Here is a 16,620-nt window from a genome sequence, read left to right as displayed (position 1 = left end):
ACACCAAGAGTGTGGGCTATGCCGCCCGGATCTTGCCGAGGAAGTCGCTGACGTCATGGCCGAGCTGGCGGCTCTGGCTCTCCAGCATCTCGGAGGCGTGTTTCACGTTGTCGGCGGCAGCGGCAGCAGCGTCTGCATCGGATTTGACGCCGGTGATGTTGTCCGAGACGTTCTTGGTGCCCTGCGCCGCAAACTGGGTGCTGCGGGTGATCTCTTGGGTGGCCGCTCCCTGCTCCTGCACGGCGGCGGCGATTGCGGTCGCGACCTCGTTCACTTCGCCGATGATGCCGCCGATGGTCTGGATGGCGCTGATGGCGTCGGCCGCGACCCTCGATCGTGGCGTTAAGCGCGAGCAAATTGGTCTGCTGCGCAATGGTGTTGATCAGGCCGACGACCTCGCCGATGCGGCCGGCCGACTTTTGAAGTCCCTGCACGTGCCGTCGGTCTCGCGCGCCTGGGTCACGGCGCGGCTGGCGATGCCCGCGGCATGCGCGGCCTGCTGACTGATGTCGTTGATCGAGGCGCTCAGCTCTTCGGCGGCGGCGGCGACGCTGTCGACGCTCATGGAGGCGTCATTGGAGGCCTTGCCGGCGATCTGCACGCGGTCGTTGGTCTGCCGCGACACCGCGGAGAGATCGCCCGAGGTCTTGCGCATCTCGCCAGAGGCTTCGCTCAATTCGCCGAGCGTTTTGCGCACCGCGCCCTCGAACTCGCCGACATAGGTCTCGACCGCGCGCTGGCGCGCGGAGGCGCCCGCATTGCGTTCGCGCTCCTGCGCCTCGATCGTGAGCTTGTCGTTGGCCTGCTGCTTGAAGGTCTCCAGCGCGCCGGCAAGCGCGCCGATCTCGTCGTTGCGGTCGAGATAGCCGCTATCGACGGCAAGGTCGCCGCCGGCGACCTTCAGCATGGCGTCCCGGATGGTGTTGAGCGGAGTGATGACGCGGCGGCTGACCAGCATGATCGCGCCGACGGCAAGCCCCACGGCGAGCGCCAGCAGCGTAAGCTGCACGATCAGTGCGCGCTGTGCGGCGCCGCGCTGCTCCTGCGTGTGGATCTTGGCAGCATCGAGCGCACCTTCTGCCACTGTGACGGCGCTCGCCATACGGGCGACCGTGAGCGGGCTCCATTGGTTCGCCGTCATCTCGGGCTTCTCACCCTTGACCAGCGCGTCCGTGAGACGGTCGCGCAAGGCCAGATATTGCGGCTCGAAATACGAGGTCTTGGCGGAGGCCATCGCGGAGGCGAGCCCCGACGGCAACTGCATGCCGGACGTCGACAGCTCCAGCGCCTTCCACATCGCGCTCGTGCCGCCGACATGTTGGGTATAGGCGTAGCGGCCCTCCGTCGTGATCTTGCCGGCGGCCAGCCCGGTCGAGACGATCAGCGATGCTTCGCCTGCGGTGTTGCGGAGCAGCCAGGCGTTCTGCTTGATCGACAGCAGCTGGTCGATCGCGGCGTCCAGGTGATTGACCGTGGCGGCCAACGTGTTCGAGAGCTTGTCGAGCGTGTCGAGCAGGCCCTGCGTTGTCTCCATATATTCCTTGGGCAGACCGGCGCGGCGTTGGTCCTTCGGCTTGGCTACATCCTCCCAGAACTGCTTCTGCTCCTCGATCAGCAGCTTGTAGAGGCGCGCAAGCTCCGGTACCAGCGTGCCTGATTGCGGAAAGTCCATGGCCGGCAGCAGCTCGATCGCGCGCGCCATGGCGGGCATTTGGGCATCGCGCAGCGCGCGCAGATATTTCTCGATCTCGCCGTCCATCGGCTCGGTCGCATTCAGGAGGCGGACCGTGGTCGAGCGGTCGGTGCGCAGATTGTGCATCGCCTTGAACAGATCGGCGGACGTGTCGGCGATCTGCGAGATGCGGTTGGCGGTCTTCAGGCGATCCCAGGACTCGTAGGCGGTGAGCGAGAGCGCGATCACCACGCAGATCGACGTGATCGCGATCACCGCCTTCAGCAGCGCGGATACGGTCAGTCGATTCAGCATCGAAGTCCCCCAATTCCCAATACAAAGTTCGTAAAGGCGCCCCGGCAACAGCAGAAAAAGGGGCCCGTCAGACAAGGCAATCGCATGCCGTTTGCGGCTCAGGGCCCAAACGGTTTCCGCATCTGAAAGGAAAAGGGTAAAGTTTTCAGCAGGCCGGCTGATCGTAGAAGTACGTATTTACTAGAAGTTGCAAAGGGTTGCGTCGATGGAACCAAGCCACGAGCTGCGCGTTAGGAGACTGTCAGCAATTTTGCCTAAAGGGGGGTCCTAGCGATGCTGGTCGGCGTACTCGTCACCTTTCTCGTCGTCATTCTCGTACTTTACCTCATCAACATGCTGCCGATGGACGGCCGCGCCAAGCAGATCGCGCGCGTCGTCGTCATCATCATCGGCATCGTCTCGCTGCTGAAATATCTGGCAGTGTTTTAGCCGGGCGCTTAGCTAGCGCAACGAAAAAGCCCCGGCGCGAGCCGGGGCTTTTGGTGTTCTAGTCGGGTCGGCAGGCCGCCTTGTCAGCCAGGGCGTTGTCAGCCAAGGGCTTTGGCCTCGCGGCGGCGGGCGGTGAGGATGTATTCGGTGTAGCCGTTCGGCTGCTCGCGTCCCTTGAAGATGAGGTCGCTGGCCGCCTTGAAGGCTGTGCCGTCGAAGGCGGGCGCCATCGGCTTGTAGATGGGATCGCCCGCATTCTGCTTGTCGACGACCACCGCCATGCGCTTGAGCGATTCCATCACCTGCGCCTCGGTGATCACGCCCTGGTGCAGCCAGTTGGCGAGGTGCTGGCTGGAGATGCGCAAGGTGGCACGGTCTTCCATCAGGCCGACGTCGTGGATGTCAGGCACCTTCGAGCAGCCGACGCCCTGGTCGATCCAGCGCACGACATAGCCCAGAATGCCCTGGCAGTTGTTGTCGATCTCCTGCTTGACGTCGTCGGGCGCCCAGTTCGACTTCGACACGGGGATGGTGAGGATGTCTTCGAGCTTTGCCCGTGGGCCGCCCTTGGCGAGCTCCTGCTGGCGCGCGGTGACGTTGACCTGGTGGTAGTGCAGCGCGTGCAGCGTCGCGGCGGTCGGCGAGGGCACCCAGGCGGTGATAGCACCGGCCTGCGGATGGGCGAGCTTCTGCGCCAGCATGTCCGCCATCTTGTCCGGCGCGGCCCACATGCCCTTGCCGATCTGGGCATGGCCGGGCAGGCCACAGGTCAGGCCCATATCGACGTTCCAGTCCTCATAGGACTTGATCCAGGGCTGCGCCTTCATCTCGTTCTTGCGGATCATCGGACCCGCCTCCATCGAGGTGTGGATCTCGTCGCCGGTGCGGTCGAGGAAGCCGGTGTTGATGAACATGATGCGCTTGGAGGCGCGCTGGATGCAGGCCTTGAGGTTGACGGTGGTGCGCCGCTCCTCGTCCATGATGCCGACCTTGAGCGTGTTCTCGGGCAGCGACAGCATCTTCTCGACGCGGTCGAAGATCTCGCAGGTCAGCGACACCTCGTCGGGGCCGTGCATCTTCGGCTTGACGATATAGGCCGAGCCGGTGCGGCTGTTCTTGACCTTGGAGTTGCCTTTCAGATCATGGACAGCAAGAAGCCCGGAGACGGCGGCGTCGAGCAAGCCTTCCGGAATCTCCTCGCCCTTGTCGTCCAGCACCGCGTCGGTGAACATGTGGTGACCGCAATTGCGCATCAGCAGCAGGCTGCGGCCGTGCAATTTCACTTCGCCTTTGCCGTCAGGCATCTTGTAGCTGCGGTCGGCATTGAGCGAGCGCGTCAGCGTCTTGCCGCCCTTCTCGAAATCGGCCGACAGCGTGCCGTTCATCAGGCCGAGCGTGTTGCGATAGACCAGCACCTTGTCCTCGGCATCGACGGCAGCGACCGAGTCTTCCATGTCGAGAATCGTGGAGACGGCGGACTCCATGACCATGTCCGCGACGCCGCCCGGATCGTCCTTGCCGATCGCGCTGGTGCGGTCGATTTTTACCTCGACGTGCAGGCCGTTGTTGACGAGCAGTACCGCGCTCGGTGCGGCTGCGTCGCCCTGGAAGCCTGCGAATTGCGCGGCGTTCTTCAGGGCGGTGGCGTTGCCGCTCTTCAGCTTCACCGCGAGCTGGCCCGCGACCACGCTATAGGCGGTGACGTCGGTGTGACTGCCGGTCGCCAGCGGCACGGCGGCATCGAGGAACGCTTTTGCCTTGGCGATCACCTTGTCGCCGCGCGCCTTGTTGTAGCCCTTGCCGCTCTCGGATGGATCGTGCGGGATCGCGTCGGTGCCGTAGAAGGCGTCATAGAGCGAGCCCCAGCGCGCATTCGCCGCGTTCAGCGCATAGCGTGCGTTGGTCAGCGGCACGACGAGCTGCGGGCCGCAGATCTTGCCGATCTCCTCGTCCACATTGGCGGTCTCGACCTTCTGCGTCGCCGGCTCCGGGAGGAGATAGCCGATCTCCTTCAGGAAGGCGGTATAGGCGTTGAGGTCGAACGCCTTGCCCTTGTTGGCCCGGTGCCAGTCGTCGATCTTGGCCTGCAACGTGTCGCGCACCGCCAGCAGCGCGCGGTTCTTCGGCCCCAGCTCCTTGATGATGGCGGCGAGCCCGGCCCAGAACGCATCCGGCGCGATCCCCGTCTTCGGGGCCGCTTCCTTGGCGATGAAATCGAACAGGACGGGAGCGATCTTCAGTCCGTGGGCGTCGACGCGTTTCATGATGGGCTTTCTTGTTGGAAATGGCTGTTTTTGGCTGCTTTTGACCCGACAGCAGCAAAATGCGCTCCAAGGAGCGGCTTTCGGGGTCTTATTAGCCCCAAAATCGGGGCCGTGAGAAGGCCCCCAAAAGTTGTCAAAATGTCAAGGCGAGGTGGGCGGCCCACGCACGGTGTCATTCCCCGCGAAGGCGGGGAAATCCAGTACGCCGCGGCCTCTCGCCTGAATCACTGCTGTCGGTGGAATGCTGGGTCGCCCGGTCAAGCCGGGCGACGACAGCGGAGCAGCAGCCCGGCTTCAAATATTCGCGGCGAGGTCCACGAGTTCGTCGAACAGCACGCCGGTCGTCTTGAGCATCTGTTCGATCTCGTCCGCCGCCTCGGCGACCGTCCGCGTCGAGGTGTCGATCACGAGCTCGGCGGCCTCGGGCCGCTCGTAGTCGGTGCCGATACCGGTGAACGACGCGAGCGTGCCGGCGCGGGCCTTCTTGTAGTGGCCCTTGGGGTCGCGCTCCTCGCAAATTTCCGCCGGCGTCGCGACGTAGATCTCGCGGAACGACGTGTCGGCGATGCGGCGCGCGGTGGCGCGGTCCTCGCGGGCGGGCGAGACGGCGGCGACAATGGCGATGTGGCCGTTACGGGCGAGATGCGTCGCGACTTCGGCGAGGCGGCGGATGTTCTCGCTGCGATCGGCGGCCGAGAAGCCGAGATCGCTGTTGAGCCCGGCACGCAGCGTGTCGCCGTCGAGCAGGATCGGTGAGCCGCCATTGCTGAACAACCGCCGCTCCAGCGCCTTGGCTAGAGTCGACTTGCCGGAGGCGGGGAGGCCGGTGAGCCAGACCACGGCGCCGTTGTGACGATAGCGCGCGGAGCGTTCGTCGGGCCGCAGCGCGGATTCCACCGGCACGATGTCGACGGGCAAGGCGCGCTGGCCGGCATCGACCGACAGCACGAGACCGCCGCCGGCGATGCGCCCGGACACCTCGATCACGAGACGGCCGGTGCGCGGATTTTCCGTGTAGGGATCGGTGGCAATCGGATTCGAAAGGGATATGTCGATCTCGCCGACATGGTTGCGGCCGATTGCCTTGTTCTCGACGCTCGACAGCTCACCGGGATCGACCGCCTTCTCGATGGCGACGACGGTGGCACGGCTTTCCTTCGGTCCGCAGCGAACCAGGAGCTGGTCGCCCTTGGCCAGCGGCTTGTCGTGCAGCCAGAAGATCCGCGCGCGCAGCCGTCGTGTCTCGCGCGGCGCGCTGTTGGCATGCGCGATGATGTCGCCGCGCTCGAGGAACAGCTCGCGGTCGAGCGTGATGCCGACCGAGCGGCCCGCACCCTGGCGGCCTGCGACCGGCGTCACCGGCCAGCTCTCGACCGTCTTGATTCTGGCGATCTTGCCGGCGGGCATGATCACGATTTCGTCGCCGGCAACCAGGCTGCCGGATTCGATCCGGCCCGCCACGATGCGGCGATCGTCGAATTTGTAGATCGCCTGCACCGGCAGCCGCAGCGCCAGCGCTTCCAGCGGCCGGGCCGGCTCGAGCCGGTCAAGCGCTTCGACCACGGTCGGACCCTTGTACCAGCCGATGCGGTCGGTGCGCTCAGCGACGCCGTCGCCCTCGCGGGCGGAAATCGGGATCACGGCCGTGGGCTTCACACCGAGGCCTTGCAGATGCGCCGAGATCTCGTCGCTGATCTCCTTGAAGCGCGCTGCGGAGAAGTCGACGCGGTCCATCTTGTTGACGACGACCGCGACCTGCTTCACGCCGAGCAGATGCAGGAGATAGCCGTGCCGCCTCGTCTGGTCGCGCACGCCTTCGAGCGCGTCGATGATCAGCACCGCGCCGTCCGCCTGCGAGGCGCCGGTGATCATGTTGCGCAGGAATTCGGCGTGGCCGGGCGCGTCGATCAGTACGATGTCGCGCGAATTGGTGCGGAAGCGGATCTGCGTGGTGTCGATGGTGATGCCCTGGTCGCGCTCGGTCTGGAGCGCGTCGAGCAGAAACGACCATTCGAACGGCATGCCGCGCCGCGCGCTGACGGCCTTGAGCATGTCGAGCTTGCCGTCGGGCAGGCTGCCGGTCTCGTGCAGCAGGCGGCCGACCAGCGTCGACTTGCCGTGGTCGACATGGCCGACGATGACGATGCGGACCTGCGGACGCGTGGTGCCGTTCGGGGTGGCGGGCGATGCGGGGGTGACGATCATGTTCATACGACGCTCGCGTCCTTGATCAGAGATAGCCGGCGACGCGCAGGCGCTCGAAAGCGTCCTCGGTCTCGTGGTCGAGCGCGCGGCCGGAACGTTCCGGCACCTTGGTCTGCTCGAGTTCGATCAGGATCTCGTCGATAGTCGACGCGTTTGAGGCGACCGGATTGGTGATGTCCTGATCGCCCAGCGAGCGATAGCGTTTGCCGTTTTGCGACAGATACAGCGGGATGATCGGGATGTTCTCGCGCTTGGTGTAGGCCCAGATATCGGACTCGGTCCAATGCAGGATCGGATGGATGCGCAAATGCGCGCCCTGCGGCGGCGACGCATTGAAATGATCCCAGAACTCCGGCGGCTGGTCGCGCACGTCCCAATTACCCTCCAAGCCGCGCGGCGAGAACACGCGCTCCTTGGCGCGCGTCGCCTCCTCATCGCGGCGAATGCCGGCGATCAGACCGTCGAAACCGTATTTGGCGAGCGCCATCTTGAGGCCCTCGGTCTTGCGCGCGGCGGAACGGGCGGCGGGCGGCAGCGTTGGGTCGACGGCATCAATCGGCGGGCAGGGCTCGACGCGCAGATCGAGATCCCATTCCTTGCCGTAGTGATCGCGGAAGCGATACATCTCCGGAAACTTCTTGCCGGTGTCGACATGGAGGGCCGGGAACGGCAGACGGCCGAAGAATGCCTTGCGCGCCAGCCAGATCATGACATTGGAGTCCTTGCCGAGCGACCACAGCAGGGCGATCTTCTTGAGGCGGCCGAAGGCTTCGCGGAAGATGTAGATGCTCTGGGCCTCGAGCTGGTCGAGATGGTCCATGCTCGGGGCAAGGTCAGAAGAAAATTCTTGCGCGGGCACGCGCTCGGCGAGAGCGGGGCTGTTCAGCCCGCCAGCAGTGGAATTGTCCTTGAGAAGATGCATCTCTGCCACTTTGCGTTTGGAGGCGAAAATTCTATAGTTGCGGTGCAAGAGAGAAGAAAAAATTTTCTCTTTGCGCGCCTGAAACGACACATATATAGAAAATAATTCCAGTCAACCCCGCATGTGGGGTAAGCGAGTATCGTATGCGGTTCTTGCCCGTGTTCCTCGATCTCAAGGCCGGTCCGGTGGTCCTCATCGGTGCGGGTGAGCTTTTGCGCGCCAAGCTGCGCGTGCTGACCGCTGCCGGTGCGCGCATTCGCGTGCATGCGATCGATGGCAATCACGACCTGGGTCTGAGCTCCGAGGACGCGGCGCGTATCGACATCTCGGCCACCGATCCGCTGACCGCCGATCTCTCGGGAATCATCGCGGTGGTTTGCGCCGGCGCCGGCGATGTCGGCGTGGCGATGTCGGTCCGCGCCAAGGCGCTCGGCCTGCCGGTCAATGTCATGGACGATCTCGAGCATTCGAGCTTCATCTTTCCGGCGATCGTCGATCGCGGCGATGTCGTGGTCGCCGTCGGCACTGGCGGCACGTCGCCGGTGGTGGCGCGGCGCGTGCGCGAGAAGATCGAGGCGCTGCTGCCGGCGCGCATCGGCGAGCTCGCCGAGTTCATCGGCGGCTTCCGCAAATCCATCAACGAACGTATTGCCGAGTTTCCGCTGCGCCGCCGCTTCTGGGAGCGCGTCATCGACGGCCCGATCGGTGCCGCCGTATTGGCCGGCCGCAAAGGCGAGGCGGACGCAGCGCTCAAGGCGATTTCAGATCCATCCGCGTTCGCGCGGGCCGACAAGCCGGAAGGATCCGTCGCGCTGGTCGGCGCCGGGCCTGGCGATCCGGATTTGCTCACCATCAAGGCGTTGCGCGCGCTCCAGGATGCCGACATCGTCTTCCATGACGAGCTGGTCTCGCCTGAAATTCTCGACCGCATCCGCCGTGACACCACGCGCGTGCCGGTCGGCCGCCGCGTCGGCAAGCCCGGCATCGGGCAGGACGCCATCAACAAGCGCATGATCGAGGCCGCGCAATCCGGCCAGCGTGTGGTGCGGCTGAAGGGCGGCGATCCCTTCGTGTTCGGCCGCGGCGGCGAAGAAGTCGAAGCACTTCGTGCCGCCGGCCTTGCCTATTCGATCGTTCCCGGCATCACCGCAGGTCTCGGCGGCGCCGCCGATTTCGAGGTGCCGCTCACCTATCGTCACGAAGCAACGCGCATCACCTTCCTCACCGCGCACAAGGCGCGCGACGCAGAAGTCGTGGACTGGTCGACGCTGACCGACGCCAGGATGACCGTCGTGGTCTACATGGGCATGACGGCTGCGCCGGCCATACGCGCCGGCCTCTTGGCCGCCGGCCGTTCGCCGGAGACGCCGGTCGGCGTATTCGCCCGCGTCACGCGTCCCGATGCGCAAGGCGAGATCGGCACGCTGCGCGATCTGCCCGAACTGGTCCGCCGGACCAACGGCGGTCCCGCCATTCTCATCATCGGCGATGTGGTCCGGCATGCCGGCTCGCTTCGCCGCCAAACCCCAAAGCAAATCATCTCTGACCTATTGGATGCAGCCGAATGACCTCCCCGCTTGAACAGAAGAAGATCAAGATCGCCGGCCCCTCGGTCGTGACCGCCAACCGCACCTGGGACGGCATCGTGGTTTACCGCACCGCCGCCAAGAGCTGGTCCGCGGACCTGTCGGAAGCCGCGATCGTGCGCAACTCCGACGAGGCGAAGGCGTTGCTTGCGGAATCCGTTGCCGATGACGTCGGCGCGATCGGCCCCTATATCGCGCCGGTACAGGTCGGTGCAGACGGCAAGGTCGAACCCGGAAATCTGCGCGAACAGATCCGCCGCACCGGCGTGACCATCGGACAGCCGGTTCAGGTTTAAGGCGCTTTCTTATGTATGCTTACGATGAAATCGACCGCACGCTCGTCAACGAGCGCGTCTCGGAATTCCGCGACCAGGTGAAGCGCCGCCTCTCCGGCGAGCTCACCGAGGACGAGTTCAAGATCCTGCGGCTGCAGAACGGCGTCTATCTGCAACTGCACGCCTATATGTTCCGCGTCGCGATCCCCTACGGGACGCTGGCGTCGAACCAGCTGCGGGCGCTCGCCCACGTCGCGCGCAAATACGACCGTGGCTACGGCCATTTCACGACGCGGCAGAACATCCAGTTCAACTGGATCAAGCTCGCCGAATTGCCGGATGCGCTGGCCGATCTCGCCGAGGTCGGCATCCATGCGATGCAGACCTCCGGCAACAACATGCGCAACGTCACCTCGGATCAGTGGGCCGGCGTCGCGCCCGGCGAGATCGAGGATCCCCGCATCTGGTCGGAGCTGATCCGCCAGCACACCACGTTGCATCCGGAATTCTCGTTCCTGCCGCGCAAGTTCAAGATCGCGATCACCGCGTCGGACCACGACCGGGCCGCGATCAAGATCCACGACATCGGGCTGAAGCTGATCAAGAACGAGAAGGGCGAGACCGGCTTTGAGGTGCTGGTCGGTGGCGGGCTCGGACGCACGCCGTTCATCGGCAAGACCATCAAGCATTTCGTCCACGGCCGCGACATTCTCAGCTACATCGAGGCGATTCTGCGCGTCTACAACCAGTACGGCCGCCGCGACAACATCTACAAGGCGCGCATCAAGATCCTGGTGCACGAGCTCGGCATCGAGAAGTTCTCGCGCGAGGTCGAGGAGGAGTGGCAGCACATCCGCAACTCCTCGCTCCAGATCGACGACGAGGTGGTCGAGGACATCCGCTCGCGCTTCACCTATCCTGCCTACGAGAAGCTGCCGCACATGCCGGACGAGCTGCGCCAGGCCGCGGCCGATCCCGATTTCGAGGCATGGCGCAAGAACTCGGTGGCCCCGCACAAGGCCCAGGGCTATTCCATCGTCACGATCTCGCTGAAGCCGATCGGCGCGCCTCCGGGCGATGCCACCGCCGAGCAGATGGATGCGCTCGCCGATCTCGCCGACGAATACTCCTTCGGTGAGATCCGCGTCGGCCACGAGCAGAACCTCGCTCTGCCGCATGTCGCCAAGCGTGACTTGCCGGCGCTGTGGAAGGCGCTCGACAAGCTCGGGCTGGCGACGCCGAACGTCAATCTGATCACTGACATCATCGCCTGCCCGGGTCTCGACTATTGCTCGCTGGCCAATGCGCGCTCGATCCCGATCGCGCAGGAACTGACGCGGCGCTTCGCCAATCATGAGCTGGCCAATCTGATCGGCCGGTTGCACATCAACATCTCCGGCTGCATCAACGCCTGCGGCCATCACCATGTCGGTCATATCGGCATTCTCGGCGTCGAGAAGAACGGCGAGGAGGTCTACCAGATCACCATCGGCGGGCGCGCCGACGAGAGTGCCGCACTCGGCAATCTGATCGGCCCCGGCGTCAAGTTCGACGAGGTCGCCGACGTCGTCGAGGACATCGTGGAAGCCTATCTGGCGCTGCGCGAGCGGCCCGAAGAGCTGTTCATGGACACGGTAAAACGCCTCGGCGTCGAACCCTTCAAGGAGCGCGTTTATGCCACTCGTTAACGGCGGAAAGATCGCCGACGACAGCTTCGTCAAGCTCGCCGTCGACACGCCGCTGCCCGAGGGCGGCGACATTCTGGTGCCGGCCGAGCGTTTCGTTGGCGAGGCGGATGCGTTGCTCAAGCGGACCGGCAAGGTCGGTGTGATCTGGCCGAACAATCGCGACATCGCCGAGCTGGTGCCCTATCTCGGCAAGATTGCCGTCGTCGCGCTGGTGTTCCCAACCTTCCGCGACGGACGCGCCTACAGCCAGGCGCGGCTGCTGCGCGAGCGTTACAATTACCGCGGCGAGTTGCGTGCGACGGGCCAGATCCTGCGGGACCAGTTCGTGTTCATGCTGCGCGCTGGCTTCGATTCCTTCGACGTCAAGAAGCAGGCCGACGCGGAAGCGTTCATGCAGACCGCGAAGCGCTATTCGGTCTTCTACCAGCCCACCGGCGATGGCCGCATCACGGCGCTGCACCGGCGCATGCAGCTGCGTCATTCCGAGGGTGTCGGCACGTGAACGCAATCGCGTCTCCAATTTCGGCAATCTCCGCCTCGGCGCTGCCCTCGGCGGAGGACCTCGATCGCGCCTTGCGCGATGCCTCGCCCGCCGAAATCATCGCCGCTGCGCTGAAGACGGTCGGGCGCGACAAGCTTGCGCTGGTGTCGTCCTTCGGTACGGAATCGGCGACGCTGCTCAAGGTGATGGCGGATGTCGATCCGGCGATCCCGGTGATCTTCCTCGACACCGGCTGGCTGTTCGAGGAGACGCTGGCCTATCGTGATACGCTGATCGCGACGCTGGGCCTGAAGGACGTCCGCTCGATCAAGCCTGCCGAGGAGACGCTGTCGCGCGGAGATCCCGACCGCGACCTCTGGTTTTCCGATCCCGACGCTTGCTGCCGTATCCGCAAGGTCGAGCCGCTGGCGCGGGCGCTGAAACCGTTCGATGCATGGCTCAACGGCCGCAAGCGCTTCCAGGGCAACTCGCGCGCCGACATCCCGGTGGTCGAGGACGACGGTACGCGGTTGAAGTTCAATCCCTTCGCCAATGTCTCGCGGGAGGAACTCGAGGCGATTTTCGCCCGCGCCAAATTGCCGCGTCATCCCCTGGTCGCGTCGGGATTTCTATCGGTTGGGTGTATGCCTTGCACGAGCAGAACGGCCGAAGGCGAGGATGAGCGTGCCGGTCGCTGGCGTGGCCGGGCCAAGACGGAATGCGGCATCCACACGATGAAGACTTCGTAGCAAAGTTACGCTGCCCGGCTACGAACAAGAAAATCCGGTTCCGTTGACTTAAGCGCGTTTCGCCCCGAGTTATGCCTGCCATCGATGACGCCGACGTCATTGATGTGAATGGAGATGGACATGATGCGTCGTATCGTTCCGCTCGCGGCAGGACTGCTCGTGACAGGCTTGTTGGCAAGCGCGGCTCTTGCCGCTGACATCACTCTGCTGAACGTCTCGTACGATCCGACGCGCGAGCTCTATGTCGAGTTCAACAAGGCGTTCGCGAGTGCCTATCAGAAGGAAACCGGCAAGAGCGTCGAGATCAAGCAGTCGCATGGGGGCAGCGGTTCGCAGGCGCGCGCCGTGATCGACGGATTGCAGGCCGACGTGGTGACGCTTGCGCTCGCCTACGACATCGACGCCATCGCGGGCAAAGGCCTCACGACGGCCGACTGGCAGAAACGGTTGCCGCAAAACTCGTCGCCCTATACCTCGACCATTGTGTTCCTGGTCCGCAAGGGCAATCCCAAGGCCATCAAGGACTGGGACGATCTGCTCAAGCTCGGCGTCGCCGTGATCACGCCGAACCCGAAGACGTCAGGCGGCGCGCGCTGGAATTATCTGGCCGCCTGGGGCTTTGCGCAGAAGAAATACGGCTCGGCGGACAAGGCCAAGGATTTCATCGGAAAGCTCTATCAGCAGGTGCCGGTGCTCGACACCGGTGCGCGCGGCGCGACCGTGACCTTCGTCGAGCGCGGCGTCGGCGACGTGCTGCTCGCCTGGGAAAACGAGGCGTACCTGGCGCTCAAGGAATTCGGTCCGGAGAAATTCGAGATCGTGGCGCCGCCGCTCTCGATCTTGGCGGAACCGCCGGTGACGATCGTCGATAAGGTTGCCGATAAAAAAGGCACCCGTAGTGTCGCCGATGCCTACCTGCAATATTGGTACACCAAGGAAGGTCAGGAAATCGCGGCGCGCAACTTCTATCGTCCGCGCGATCCCGAGATCGCCAAAAAACATGAAAACTCCTTCGCGAAGGTCGAGCTGTTCACGATCGACGAACTTTTCGGCGGCTGGACCAAGGCGCAGAGGGAACATTTTGCCGACGGCGGCGTCTTCGATCAGATCTACAAGAACTGATCGGGCGCTGTCGGCGGGGCTTAAACAGGGGGCCTGGTGAGCGCAATCGCAGCACGACGCCGGACATTGCCGGGCTTCGGTCTCACCATGGGGCTGACGCTATCCTGGCTGTCGATCATCATCCTGATTCCGCTCGCCGGCCTGTTCCTGAAATCGGTCGAGCTGAGTCCCGAGCAGTTTTGGAACATCCTCTCCAGCCGCCGCACCCTGAATGCGTTGCGCGTGTCCTTCGGACTCGCCTTCGCAGCCGCCTGCGTCAATCTGGTGATGGGCAGCATCATCGTCTGGGCGCTGGTGCGCTACCGCTTCCCCGGTCGGCGGCTGTTCGATGCCATCGTCGACGTGCCGTTCGCGCTACCTACGGCGGTTGCCGGCGTCGCGCTGACCGCGTTGTTCGCCGAGAAGGGCTGGCTCGGCGCGCCGCTTGCGGCGGCCGGCATCAAGGTGGCGTTCACGCCGGTCGGCATCTTCGTCGCCATGATCTTCATCGGTATCCCGTTCGTGGTGCGCACGGTGCAGCCGGTGCTCCAGGATCTCGACCCAGAGATCGAGGAGGCCGCGGGCAGCCTTGGCGCGAGCCGCTGGCAGACCATCATTCGCGTGATCCTGCCCTCGCTCGGTCCGGCGCTGCTCACCGGACTCGCGCTCGCCTTCGCGCGTGCGGTCGGCGAATACGGCTCGGTGATCTTCATCGCCGGCAATCTGCCCAACGTCTCCGAGATCGCGCCGCTGCTGATCGTGATCCGGCTCTCCGAATTCCGCTATGCCGATGCGACCGCCATCGCGGTTGTCATGCTGGTCGTGTCCTTCGTCATTATCTTCGCGGTCAACCGGCTCCAGCGCTGGGCGCAGAGCCGGATTCCGGTGCGGTGAGGACGGGGCCATGACGATGCAGATCGCAGATTCCGTCCCACTCCCGGCCTCCGACGCCAAGGCACGCGCGTACGCAGCCGCCGCGCGGAACAACCTTCGCACCGAACCGCGCGCGGTCCGCATCGTCATCATCGCGCTGGCGATGACCTTTCTATCAGTCTTCGTCGTGTTGCCGCTGGTCGTGGTGTTCGCGCAGGCCTTCTCGAAGGGAATTGGCGCTTATTTCGCCGCGCTGACCGACCCGGAGGCGCTGTCCGCGATCAAGTTGACGCTGTTGGTTGCTGCAATTTCCGTCGGCCTCAATCTCGTCTTCGGCCTGGTCGCGGCTTGGGCGATTGCAAAATTCGAATTCTCGGGCAAGACCTTCCTGATCACGCTGATCGATTTGCCGTTCTCGGTCAGCCCGGTGATTTCGGGCCTCGTCTTCGTGCTGCTGTTCGGCGCGCAGGGCTATTTCGGCGGCTGGCTGCGCGATCACGACATCCAGATCCTGTTCGCGGTGTCGGGCATCGCGCTTGCGACCACCTTCGTGACCTTCCCCTTCGTGGCGCGGGCGTTGATCCCGCTGATGCAGGAGCAGGGCACGCAGGAGGAGGAGGCCGCGATCTCGCTCGGCGCCTCGGGCCTGCAGACCTTCTTCCGCGTCACGCTGCCCAATATCAAATGGGGCGTGCTGTACGGCGTCCTGCTCTGCAACGCGCGCGCGATGGGCGAGTTTGGCGCGGTCTCCGTCGTTTCCGGCCATATCCGCGGCGAGACCAACACGATGCCGCTCCTGGTCGAGATTCTCTACAATGAATATCAGTTCGTCGCGGCGTTCGCGATCGCCTCGCTGCTCGCGATGCTGGCGCTGATCACGCTGGTCGCGAAAACCGTTCTCGAAAATCATCTCGACGAAGGACATGACGCAAGTGAGCATTGAAGTCAGGAATCTCGTCAAGAAGTTCGGCAGCTTCAAAGCTCTCGACGGCGTCGACCTCAAGGTCAATGACGGCGAGCTGCTCGCGCTGCTCGGTCCGTCTGGCTCCGGCAAGACCACGCTGCTGCGGATCATCGCGGGGCTGGACTGGCCCGATTCCGGGGAGGTATCTTTCAACGGCGAGGACGCGCTGGCGCAGGGCGCGCGCGAGCGGCACGTCGGATTCGTATTCCAGCACTACGCGCTGTTCCGCCACATGACGGTGTTCGAGAACGTCGCCTTTGGCCTCCGCGTGCAGCCGCGCGCGATCCGCAAGGACGAAGCGACCATCCGTGCGCGCGTCAAGGAGCTACTCGATCTCGTGCAGCTCGATTGGCTCGCCGACCGCTACCCGAGCCAGCTCTCCGGCGGCCAGCGCCAGCGCATCGCGCTGGCCCGCGCGCTCGCGATCGAGCCACGTATCCTGCTGCTCGACGAACCCTTCGGTGCGCTTGATGCCAAGGTGCGCAAGGAGCTGCGTAAATGGCTGCGCTCGCTGCACCACGAGATCAACGTCACCTCGATCTTCGTCACCCATGACCAGGAGGAGGCGCTCGAAGTCGCCAACCGCGTCGTGGTGATGGACAAGGGCAAGATCGAGCAGATCGGCTCGCCCGATGACGTCTATGAGAGCCCGGCGACCGCCTTCGTCCACAGCTTCATCGGCGAATCCATCGAGCTTCCGGTCCTGATCGCCGACGGCGTCATCAGGCTTGGCGACCGGCCGCTTCAGCTCGCGGCAGATGGGCTTGCGCCTGGCGCGTCAAGACTGTTCGTGCGGCGGCACGACATGCTCGTTGGCCCGCCCGGCAGCGGTGCCTTCGAGGGCGCCGTGCAGCACGTCCGGAATTTCGGTCCCGTGCAGCGGGCCGAGGTGGCATTATCAGGCGGAGAGACCATCGAGATCGACGCTCCGCGGGACAGGGAACTGCGCGCCGGCGACACGATCGGCCTGGAGCCCCGCCGCTACCGGATATTTGGGGGCGCCTGAGCGGGGTCAACCGGTCAATTTTTCCTCAATATTCACCTTTCAGCCACGGTTGGTATGCAACAACGGCGCCTGATTTGGGGGCTCCTGTTC

Annotated in this window: 13 protein-coding genes and 1 pseudogene; 10 read left to right on the top strand and 4 right to left on the bottom strand. The window is 64.4% G+C overall.

The window, feature by feature from the left end:
• Positions 1-16: 16 nt before the first annotated feature.
• Positions 17-1,987 (bottom strand): annotated as a pseudogene (locus tag IVB42_RS40650) (methyl-accepting chemotaxis protein).
• A 273-nt stretch (positions 1,988-2,260) separates the two neighbouring features.
• Between IVB42_RS40650 and IVB42_RS40645 the strand changes: the two are divergent.
• Positions 2,261-2,416 carry a Thivi_2564 family membrane protein gene (locus IVB42_RS40645; protein WP_007599832.1) on the top strand — a complete coding sequence of 52 codons (156 nt, stop codon included), beginning with the start codon at positions 2,261-2,263 and terminating at the stop codon, positions 2,414-2,416.
• Positions 2,417-2,514: 98 nt separating this feature from the next.
• Here IVB42_RS40645 and IVB42_RS40640 read toward each other — a convergent pair whose 3' ends face one another.
• The 3 genes from IVB42_RS40640 to cysD form a co-directional block, all read right to left on the bottom strand.
• A complete protein-coding gene (locus IVB42_RS40640; protein WP_018454653.1) occupies positions 2,515-4,680 on the bottom strand; it encodes a malate synthase G in 2,166 nt (721 codons plus the stop codon).
• A gap of 294 nt (positions 4,681-4,974) precedes the next feature.
• Entirely contained in the window at positions 4,975-6,891 is a 1,917-nt protein-coding gene (gene cysC, locus IVB42_RS40635; RefSeq protein ID WP_018454652.1) for an adenylyl-sulfate kinase, read from the bottom strand.
• Positions 6,892-6,910: 19 nt separating this feature from the next.
• Positions 6,911-7,705 (bottom strand): sulfate adenylyltransferase subunit CysD, encoded by a 795-nt coding sequence (cysD, locus tag IVB42_RS40630; protein WP_026232781.1) that lies wholly within the window; start codon positions 7,703-7,705, stop codon positions 6,911-6,913.
• Between the two features lie 245 nt (positions 7,706-7,950).
• Between cysD and cysG the strand changes: the two genes are divergently transcribed.
• The 9 genes from cysG (at position 7,951) to IVB42_RS40585 (ending at position 16,530) form a co-directional block, all read left to right on the top strand.
• Positions 7,951-9,375, top strand: a complete 1,425-nt coding sequence (gene cysG / locus IVB42_RS40625; protein WP_018454650.1) for a siroheme synthase CysG — start codon at positions 7,951-7,953, stop codon at positions 9,373-9,375.
• Positions 9,372-9,689 carry a DUF2849 domain-containing protein gene (locus IVB42_RS40620; RefSeq protein ID WP_007599842.1) on the top strand — a complete coding sequence of 106 codons (318 nt, stop codon included), beginning with the start codon at positions 9,372-9,374 and terminating at the stop codon, positions 9,687-9,689. The genes cysG and IVB42_RS40620 overlap by 4 nt, the downstream gene beginning before the upstream one ends.
• Before the next feature lie 11 nt (positions 9,690-9,700).
• Positions 9,701-11,356 (top strand): nitrite/sulfite reductase, encoded by a 1,656-nt coding sequence (locus IVB42_RS40615; protein WP_018454649.1) that lies wholly within the window; start codon positions 9,701-9,703, stop codon positions 11,354-11,356.
• The gene (locus IVB42_RS40610) at positions 11,343-11,858 is read left to right on the top strand and encodes a DUF934 domain-containing protein (RefSeq protein ID WP_018454648.1); all 516 of its coding nucleotides are present in this window, start codon (positions 11,343-11,345) and stop codon (positions 11,856-11,858) included. Before IVB42_RS40615 ends, IVB42_RS40610 begins: the two co-directional genes overlap by 14 nt.
• On the top strand, positions 11,855-12,586 hold the full coding sequence (locus IVB42_RS40605; RefSeq protein WP_018454647.1) for a phosphoadenylyl-sulfate reductase: 732 nt from the start codon (positions 11,855-11,857) through the stop codon (positions 12,584-12,586). Before IVB42_RS40610 ends, IVB42_RS40605 begins: the two co-directional genes overlap by 4 nt.
• A 108-nt stretch (positions 12,587-12,694) precedes the next feature.
• A complete protein-coding gene (locus IVB42_RS40600; RefSeq protein ID WP_018454646.1) occupies positions 12,695-13,708 on the top strand; it encodes a sulfate ABC transporter substrate-binding protein in 1,014 nt (337 codons plus the stop codon).
• Positions 13,709-13,744: 36 nt separating this feature from the next.
• On the top strand, positions 13,745-14,581 hold the full coding sequence (gene cysT, locus IVB42_RS40595; protein ID WP_083926373.1) for a sulfate ABC transporter permease subunit CysT: 837 nt from the start codon (positions 13,745-13,747) through the stop codon (positions 14,579-14,581).
• A 10-nt stretch (positions 14,582-14,591) separates the two neighbouring features.
• A complete protein-coding gene (gene cysW, locus IVB42_RS40590; protein WP_018454644.1) occupies positions 14,592-15,503 on the top strand; it encodes a sulfate ABC transporter permease subunit CysW in 912 nt (303 codons plus the stop codon).
• The gene (locus IVB42_RS40585; protein WP_026232778.1) at positions 15,493-16,530 is read left to right on the top strand and encodes a sulfate ABC transporter ATP-binding protein; all 1,038 of its coding nucleotides are present in this window, start codon (positions 15,493-15,495) and stop codon (positions 16,528-16,530) included. Before cysW ends, IVB42_RS40585 begins: the two co-directional genes overlap by 11 nt.
• Positions 16,531-16,620 lie beyond the last annotated feature (90 nt).

The organism is Bradyrhizobium sp. 45 (genome assembly GCF_023073155.1).
GTDB classification, from domain to species: Bacteria; Pseudomonadota; Alphaproteobacteria; order Rhizobiales; family Xanthobacteraceae; genus Bradyrhizobium; species Bradyrhizobium canariense_D.
Note: the sequence above shows the minus strand (reverse complement) of the source record. Positions and strands in the feature narration are given on the sequence as shown.